Source organism: Nocardia sp. 852002-51101_SCH5132738 (genome assembly GCF_001665695.1).
GTDB lineage: Bacteria > Actinomycetota > Actinomycetes > Mycobacteriales > Mycobacteriaceae > Nocardia > Nocardia nova.
Window position 1 is genome coordinate 1 of sequence record NZ_LZML01000010.1, and the last position, 1,102, is coordinate 1,102.

Here is a 1,102-nt window from a genome sequence, read left to right on the forward strand (position 1 = left end):
GAACCGAATTCCATTGTGCTAGAATAGATTTAGTACCGAACTAGCTTCGGACTTACACGGTTCTCGTGACACCCTCGGCGCGTACTGCCGACGATGTCGCGCAGGAGGTCTACGCGTTGCTGATCACCTACCAGGCGTTGCGGACCGCGATCGCCGATACCGCGCTGGCCACACCGGGCATGGTCGCGGACCGGGGCAGTTTCACCGTCGCTTTGCAGACCGCCCGCGACCAGCTCGTCCATGCGGCCGGGTCATCACCGGCGCGACTGTCGATATCGTCGGTGTGATCGGGCGGGCCGTGCGCGCTGACCTGCTCCCACATCGCCGGCCCCGCAGCAGCCTTCGCGTGGTCAAACGGGCAATCTCCAAACACCGCGCCAAGGGGGTGATCGACCGGACCATCTACCAAACCCACATCAGCGTGCGCGTGCTACCCGGTTGACAACCCGGCAGCACACCAAACTGAGCGGCCTTGGGTCTAGCCCGGGCTGCGGTGCACGCCGGCTACCGCACCTATGTCACCACCGCCGCCGATTTGGCGGCCCGCTGCCACAAAGCTGCGATCGAAGGCCGGTGGGCCACCTGCATGCGTTTCTACGCCGGACCAACGCTCCTGGCGATCGACGAACTGGGATACCTGCCGTTACCTGCAGAGGCGGCATCAGCACTGTTTCAGGTTGTCGCGCAACGGTACTTGAAGACATCGATCGTGATCACCACTAACCGCAGCGTCTCCGAATGGGGCGAAGTCCTCGGCGACACCATCATCGCCGCGGCCATGCTCGACCGGCTCCTACATCGCTCGGTGGTCCTCAAACTCGACGGCGATTCCTACCGCCTGCGAGACCACCATGCCCGATCAGAAAACCACCGCACGGCCTCCGGAACCATCCGCCGGCCGCTACAGTAGAACCGCCTCACGGGTGGGGAATTTCGATGAGCCCGGCTGGGGAGATTCGGTGAGCGCAGTCAGCTGACGAGGCTCAAGAAACTTCCCCAGTGGTGCTCATCGAAATTCCCCACCCGTGAGGCGGTTCTACTGTAGCGGCCGGCGGATGGTTCCGGAGGCCGTGCGGTGGTTTTCTGATCGGGCATGGCCGGG

At 63.7% G+C, this 1,102-nt stretch carries 1 protein-coding gene and 1 pseudogene; both read left to right on the forward strand.

Features of this window, described 5'->3' with window-relative positions:
- Positions 1 to 65: 65 nt before the first annotated feature.
- The gene (locus A5789_RS36210) at positions 66 to 287 is read left to right on the forward strand and encodes a hypothetical protein (RefSeq protein ID WP_064903081.1); all 222 of its coding nucleotides are present in this window, start codon (positions 66 to 68) and stop codon (positions 285 to 287) included.
- A gap of 182 nt (positions 288 to 469) precedes the next feature.
- Positions 470 to 910: pseudogene (locus tag A5789_RS01275) on the forward strand (ATP-binding protein); the annotation flags it as partial.
- Between the last annotated feature and the right edge of the window lie 192 nt (positions 911 to 1,102).